The organism is Gordonia sp. UBA7599, assembly GCA_002477755.1.
GTDB lineage: Bacteria > Actinomycetota > Actinomycetes > Mycobacteriales > Mycobacteriaceae > Gordonia.
The window spans coordinates 1-7423 of record DLKD01000051.1 but is presented as its reverse complement, the minus strand read 5'-3'; the positions used below and the strand labels follow the sequence as shown (position 1 = coordinate 7423).

Below are 7423 nucleotides of genomic sequence, written 5' to 3'. Positions count from 1 at the left end.
GGCGGGGAGGGCCCAGTCGGCGTTAGAACTGGACTTGCGGCGGAGCCTGCTGGCCCTCGGGGGCCCGGTAGAACTCGCGGGCCTTCACTCCGGCGACACCGCTGAAGAACATCCACGGAATCGTCTGCACCAGCTTGTTGAGGCGCGACACGGCGTCGTTGTAGTACTGCCGCGCGAAGCTCAGCTTGTTCTCGGTGTCGCTCAGCTCGTTCTGCAGCTGGATGAAGTTGGCCGATGCCTTCAGGTCGGGGTAGTTCTCGGCGACCGCGAACAGTCGGCCCAGCGCTCCGGTGAGGGCCTGGTCGGCGGCGGCCTTCTGTTCGACGGTGCCGTTCTGTGCGGCCTGCGCGACGGCGCCGCGGGCCCGGGCGACCTCCTCGAAGACACCGCTCTCGTGGGCGGCGTAGCCCTTGACGGTGTTCACCAGGTTCGGGATCAGGTCGGCTCGCCGGGTCAGTTGGACGTCGATGCCGCCGAGCGATTCCTGGGCGGTGATGTCGGCCTTGCGCAGCTTGTTGAAGCCGACAACACCGAACAGCAGGAGCAAGACGATGAACACCACCACGATGAGCAAGATAAGAGCAGCGGACACGATGGTCCCCTTTCGTCGTTGATTGGTATCGAGGTTACCTGCGCAAGAGCGCTGCGTGGCTCACCACGAGCCGCCGCCTCCGCCGCCTCCGCCTCCGCCGGAGAACCCGCCACCGGAGAATCCTCCGCCGCTGCTGCTCGACGCGGCCTGGCTGGCCGTGTACGCCGAGATCGACGACGAGAGGCTGGACTCGAAACTGCCGATGCCGCCGGGGCCGCTCAACAGCATCGCGGGGACCGGTGTGCCGTGTGGGGTGACGATCCACGACGGTGTCGGCGGTTCGGTGCCCATCGCCATCCGGTACTTGTTCGCCCAGGCCGCTGCCGCGCCGAAGGCGACGGCGTAAGGGATGTAGGACGTGTAGAGGTCCTTGCGGGCGCTGAAGTCGAGGCGCTCCTTGTTCGACGTCGTCGACAGGAGGCGCTCGAACCCGCCAGCGCGTGACCAGATGTCGCGGCCCAGAAGGGTGCGTCGGGTGCCGACGCCCGAGACATAGAGGCCCGCGCCACCGATAGCGAAGGCGGCGATGGGCAGGGTCACGAGGGAGAACGGATACCACCGGAAGATCAGCATCAGCGCCGCTAGAGCGAAGGCTACGAACACCAGGCCGCGGCCCAGCGACTCGAAGGCACTGCGTTGGATCGCGCCGGACTGCACGCCCCAGATCTTGACCGCGGTGTCGACGGCCGACTGTGCCGACTGGAGTTCTTCGCCCGCACTCACCGTGCCGTCGGCCTTGAAGGTGCGGCCGGTGTCGGTGATGCCGAGCGCCTGGCCCGCGGCCTGGCACACGGGATCGGCCTGCGCCCACGTTTGGGCGTCGGCTTCCGAGACGACGGTGAAGTCGCCGCTGTCTTCGCGTACGAGACGCACGAGCTTCTGCTCGGCCAGAAAGAGCAGGGTGGCGGTGAGGGCCTTGGTCGGCACGCTCTCATGCGCCACGTAGTACGCCTGGACAGGCGAGAGGAAGCCGCGGCGGTGCGGATCGGCCGGCGGCTCGAACATGACAGGGAGCAGCGGGATCTCTTCGCGGCTGCGCCAGGTCCACAGCGCGCCGAGTGCGAGGGTCACCAGCGAGACGAGGAGGATCACGATCACCAGCGGGAGCGATCGCCCGAGGACCGGGTCGAGCCGGATGGACCACGGGACCGTCGAGCGCTTCGGCGGGGCGAGGTCGAGGTCGGCGAGGAGGGCGACGCCGTTGTTCGAGCCGAGGTTGCCGGTGGTGACGACCACCGAGTCGTCGCCGTCGCGATGTGCTTCACAAGGTGCGTTGCTGCTGGTGGCGCAAGCGACGCTGGTCACCGGTGCAGGTAGTGCGACGGTGACGCGCGACTGCGCGATCGGCATGGACCAGCCGTCGGCGACGACCCGCCACCGGAACCGGGACTTGTCCCGATTGCCCCAGCTCGCCGTCGCCTCGCCGTCGCCGGGACGGCTGTTGGCGGGCTCGAGTACGCCGTCGATCGTGTAACTGATCACGTACTCGTGGGTGCCGGAGTCGACGTACCGGTCGGCCGAACCGATCTTTGCGACGCGGAAGCGCTTGCCCCGTTCCCACAACAACGTGAACGGTTCGGAGTGACCGTCCAGCGACACCCGGATGTCCTTGGGCACGTACCGCACATGCGGGTCGGATGAGTCGGCGACGTCCCAGTACCGGAAGATGCCGTGGCGTCCGAGCGGGAATTCCGTCGTCAGGGTCTCGACCGCGTGGAGCTTCCCGTCGCGGTCGACGCGGTACTGAGCCTGGTAATCGAGGATCCGGACCGGGTCGGCGGATCCACTCCCGGAGCTGCTCGTGAGCAACGAGATCGGCAGGCAGAGGCCGATCGCAGTGAGGAGCGCGACGATGAAGGAGAGGAAGACCCTGCGCACCATGGCAGCCTAACGCGAAACGACCGTCGCGTTCGAGAAGAACGCGACGGTCGCTTCACTATCCCAAAGATTTCGGGGACAGGGGTTGTGTTTTTACCGGGGGTATACGAACGGGCGGAGCCCCCGTACGACTACTTCTTGCCGCCCAGGATGCTGCCGAGGATGTTGCCGAGAGCGCCACCGGCACCGCCGCCCTGCTGGCCGCCGCCACCACCGAGCATGCCGCCGAGGATGCTGCCCAGGCCGCCGCCTGCACCGCCGCCACCGAGCGCACTGCCCAGGATGCTGCCAAGGGCGTCACCGGCACCGCCGCCCCCCTGCGCCTGACCGGCCGGGGCTGCGCCGCCCTTGCCGCCCAAGAGCTTCTGGGTCACGAACGCGATGACCATCGGTGCGAGCAGCGGCAGGAGCTTCTGCATGAGGTCGGAGCTGACACCCGCCGGGGCCTGCCCGGCTGCGGCGTGGGCGACCTGGTCGCTCTGATCGCCGAAGAGGCTCTTGACCACAGCATCGCCGTCACCCGCGTCGGCGGCCGCTTCGAGACCGTCAGGAGCGGGTCCGTCGGTGTCCGCGTGAGCCTGCAGGCCGGCAAGCAGAGTGGGGACAGCCTGCTGTACCGCAGCGGTCGCGGTGGCGTCGTCGACGCCCAGCTTCTGGGCGATGTCATCGATGGGAATGGACTTCAGCAGGGCATCGAGATCGGACACGGGTACTCCTTTGTCGGTGCGCCGTGGACTGCTTTCGGTCCGCGGTCGCGGGGTGAGTTCATGCTACCGAATTGACGAATCGCGCCGCTTCACTTACCGCTTGGCGCGATTCCGGGGACAGCGCGGGGAAGAGCTGGAAGACGTGCCCCTGGTCCGGCCATTGCTGGAGCTCGGATTGTGCGCCTGCCGCCACCAGTGCGGCGTGCAGGAAGCGGGCATCGTCGGCCATGACTTCGCGGGCGCCGACCTGGATCAGCGTCGTCGGGAGATCGTCGGTCGGGCGCAGCGACACGGTCATCCGCGGATGGTCGGCCCGCGCGCCGGCGGTGTACATCTCCAGGAAGTGCTGGCCCAGGCGGGCGCTGAAGTACGGATCCCGGAATCCGCGGGCCTCCCGCGCCAGGGCGAGGCCGAAGGTGGGATCCATCAACGGCGAGAACAGGAGCATCGCCCGCGGCTGGGGCCGGGACTGCGCCTGGTTGGCGGCGAGCAGGTCCATCGCGAGGTGGCCGCCGGCCGAGTCGCCCGCGACGATGATGTTCTCCGGGCGGTAGCCCTGGTCGAGGAGCCACTGGTAGCCGCGTACGGTGTCGTCGCCGGCCGCGGGGAAGCGGTGCTTGGGACCCAACCGGTAGTCGAGGCTGAAGGCGACCCGGTCGGTGCGCTGTGACAGCCGCGAAACGAGCCCGCGGTGGGTGCGGGGGCTGCAGATGACATAGCCGGACCCGTGGAGGTAGTAGATGACGCGGGTGTCGGCGATGCGGCGCTGCCCCACGCGTGGGCCCCACACCCATTCGCCGCGGACCTGTTCGTCGCCGAGGTGGCGGTGGACCGTCTCGGTGCGGGTGCCCGGGGGAACCGGGCACATCAGGCTGAGGCCGCCGTTGAGCAACGGGCGCATTGTGGTGATCAGCCCTGGAGTACCGATCCGGCCGAGGGAGGAGGCGGGGTTAACCACGCGGGTGAACGAGCTGTTCATCGCCCGGACCCGGAACGATCCGCGGCTGGGAACGCCTGTGTTCACACTCACAAATGTGGACTGTACTGCGACCGTGACGCTGAACCGGAGCGTTTCGGACGGAGTGTCTTTTTTTAGTCGAGCAGGACGCGGGGCGGCCCTGGGGGTCCGGCGTACCGTCGAAACTTGCAGGTCACTTCGTTGGATCGGCTGCAAGGGGCGAACCGATTTCACGTCGTGGCAAAGTCCGTGGGAGAATGGCAGCACATCTGAATCGTCAGCAATGACGCTGACTACTCGTCGCACAGCCTGCGACGGAGATTCACCCACAGTCCAATTGTTTGGGGTGCTCAGCGTCGCGCACCGTAGCAAGTGCAAAGGGGCGACCATGAAGAGTGCTCCGGGACCCGTCGGTCTCTACGATCCCGCTTTCGAACACGACGCGTGCGGCGTCGCGTTCGTCGTCGACATGCACGGCCGCAAGAGCCGTGACATCGTCGAAAAGGCGATCACCGCGCTGGTGAACCTGGAGCACCGCGGTGCTGCCGGTGCCGAGCCGAACACCGGTGACGGCGCGGGCATCCTGATCCAGATCCCCGATGCCTTCTTCCGGGCCGTCGTGGACTTCGAGTTGCCGCCGGAAGGCTCCTACGCCACCGGTATCGCCTTCCTGCCGCAGGGCAGTGCCGATGCGAACGCGGCGGTCGAGGGCGTTGACGAGATCGTCGGCGAATTGGGCCTGACCGTGCTCGGTTGGCGCGACGTCCCGATCGACGATTCTCCGATCGGCGCACTGGCGCGCGATGCGATGCCGACGTTCCGCCAGGTGTTCATCGGTGGTGCGAGCGGGGACGAATTGGAGCGCCGGGCGTACCTGGTACGTAAGCGTGTCGAGCACGAGCTCGGCCGCAAGGGCGCCGGCCGCGGCGCACAGGCGTCGAACACCGTCTACTTCCCGAGCCTGTCCGGGCGCACCTTTGTCTACAAGGGCATGCTGACGACTCCGCAGCTGCGCGGCTTCTACTTGGACCTGCAGGACGAGCGCGTGGTCAGCGCCTTGGGCCTGGTGCACTCGCGCTTTTCCACCAACACCTTCCCGAGTTGGCCGCTCGCGCACCCGTACCGCCGGGTCGCCCACAACGGCGAGATCAACACGGTCAACGGCAACGAGAACTGGATGCGGGCGCGTGAGGCGCTCATGGACACCTCGATCTTCGGTGAGGGCAACGAGCACCTGTTCCCCGTCTGTACCCCGAAGGCATCGGACACCGCACGCTTCGACGAGGCGCTGGAACTGCTGCACCTGGCCGGGCGCCCGCTGCAGCACGCCGTGCTCATGATGATTCCGGAGGCCTGGGAACGCCACGAGTCGATGAAGCCGGAGCACCGGGCGTTTTACGAGTACCACTCGGCGCTCATGGAGGCCTGGGACGGCCCGGCGTCGGTGTGCTTCACCGACGGCACCGTCATCGGCGCCGTCCTCGACCGCAACGGCCTGCGTCCCTCGCGCATCTGGGTCACCAAGGACGGCCTGGTCGTCCTCGGTTCGGAGGTCGGCGTCCTCGACATCGACCACGCCGACGTCGTCGCGAAGCTGCGGCTGCAGCCGGGCAAGATGTTCCTCGTCGACACCGCGCAGGGCCGCATCGTCGACGACGTGGAGATCAAGGACGAGCTGGCCGCCGAGCATCCCTACCAGGAGTGGCTCGACAACAACCAGATCCATCTGTCGGACCTCCCGGCGCCCGAGCACATCCATATGTCGCACAAGCGCGTCGCCCACCGCCAGCAGCTGTTCGGCTACACCAACGAGGACTTGAACCTGTTGGTGAAGCCGATGGCCGTCACCGGCGCCGAGGCGATCGGCTCGATGGGCACCGACACCCCGGTCGCGGTCCTCTCGGCTCGCTCGCGACTGTTGTTCGACTACTTCCAGCAGTTGTTCGCGCAGGTGACCAACCCGCCGCTGGACGCCATCCGCGAGGAGATCGTCACCAGCCTCGGTCAGCGCATCGGCGGCGAGCGCGACCTGCTGCACCCGACGCCGGAGTCGGCCCGCCAGATCGTGCTGCCCAGCCCGATCCTGGACAACGACGACCTGCGCCGACTGATCAAGATCGACGGTGAGGGCACGGGCTTCCCGTCGGTGCACATCCACGGCCTGTACCCGGTTGCGGAGGGCGGCGCGGGCTTGCGCGCCGCGCTGGCCGACGTGTGCGGCCAGGTGTCGGCGGCGATCGCCGACGGTGCGCGCCTGGTGATCCTGTCCGACCGCGAGTCCGACGAGACGCTCGCGCCGATCCCGTCGCTGCTGCTGACGTCGACGGTCCACCATCACCTGGTCCGGGAGAAGACCCGTGGGCGCGCCAGCCTGATCGTCGAATCCGGTGATGCACGCGAGGTCCACCACATGGCCGCGCTCATCGGCTTCGGCGCCTCGGCGATCAACCCGTACATGGCGTTCGAATCGATCGAGGACATGCTGGAGTCGGGTGCCATCGTCGGTGCGACCGGCGACCACGCGTCCGACTTCGCGACCGCGCGCGCCAACTACATCAAGGCCGCCGGCAAGGGCGTGCTCAAGGTGATGAGCAAGATGGGCATCTCCACGGTCCCGTCGTACAACGGTGCGCAACTGTTCCAGGTCATCGGCCTGAACCAGGAGACCTGCGACGAGTTCTTCACCGGCTGCGTCAGCCAGCTCGACGGCATTGGGCTCGACGAGCTCGCCGACGAGGTCGCGGCGCGCCACCACCTGGCCTTCCTGTCGCGCCCCTCGGAGTGGGCGCACCGCGAGCTGGAGGTCGGCGGCGAGTACCAGTGGCGTCGTGAGGGCGAATACCACTTGTTCAACCCGGACACGGTGTTCAAGTTGCAGCACTCCACCCGCACTGGCCAGTACAAGGTGTTCAAGGAGTACACCGCGATGGTCGACGACCAGTCGCGGCGCCTGGGCACCCTGCGCGGCCTGTTCGACTTCAAATTCGGCGACCGCGACCCCATCCCGATCGACAAGGTCGAGCCGGCCAGCGAGATCGTGAAGCGCTTCTCGACGGGCGCGATGAGCTACGGCTCGATCTCGGCGGAGGCGCACGAGACGCTGGCGATCGCGATGAACCGTATCGGCGGCCGCTCGAACTCCGGTGAGGGCGGCGAGGATCCGCGCCGGTTCAGCCGCGACGAGAACGGCGACTGGCGCCGCTCGGCGATCAAGCAGGTGGCGTCTGGCCGGTTCGGCGTGACGAGCAACTACCTGAGCAACTGCACCGACATCCAGATCAAGATGGC

The 7423-nt window shown here is 67.6% G+C and carries 5 protein-coding genes; 1 reads left to right on the top strand and 4 read right to left on the bottom strand.

Annotation, left to right across the window (positions count from 1 at the left end; all coding sequences use genetic code 11):
- Nucleotides 1-22: 22 nt before the first annotated feature.
- From B4L26_RS06610 to B4L26_RS06595, 4 genes are all read right to left on the bottom strand, one after another.
- The gene (locus B4L26_RS06610) at nt 23-592 is read right to left on the bottom strand and encodes a LemA family protein (protein ID WP_409563357.1); all 570 of its coding nucleotides are present in this window, start codon (nt 590-592) and stop codon (nt 23-25) included.
- 60 nt (nt 593-652) lie between these two features.
- Nucleotides 653-2473, bottom strand: a complete 1821-nt coding sequence (locus B4L26_RS06605; protein WP_290717284.1) for a DUF2207 domain-containing protein — start codon at nt 2471-2473, stop codon at nt 653-655.
- Nucleotides 2474-2601: 128 nt separating this feature from the next.
- Nucleotides 2602-3177, bottom strand: coding sequence for a DUF937 domain-containing protein (locus B4L26_RS06600; protein WP_290717282.1), 576 nt, complete (start codon nt 3175-3177; stop codon nt 2602-2604).
- A gap of 58 nt (nt 3178-3235) precedes the next feature.
- The gene (locus tag B4L26_RS06595; RefSeq protein ID WP_290717280.1) at nt 3236-4207 is read right to left on the bottom strand and encodes an alpha/beta hydrolase; all 972 of its coding nucleotides are present in this window, start codon (nt 4205-4207) and stop codon (nt 3236-3238) included.
- Nucleotides 4208-4523: 316 nt separating this feature from the next.
- On the opposite strand from B4L26_RS06595, the gene B4L26_RS06590 reads away from it, so the two are divergent.
- A partial coding sequence (locus B4L26_RS06590; protein ID WP_290717278.1) for a glutamate synthase central domain-containing protein occupies nt 4524-7423 on the top strand: 2900 nt, incomplete at its 3' end.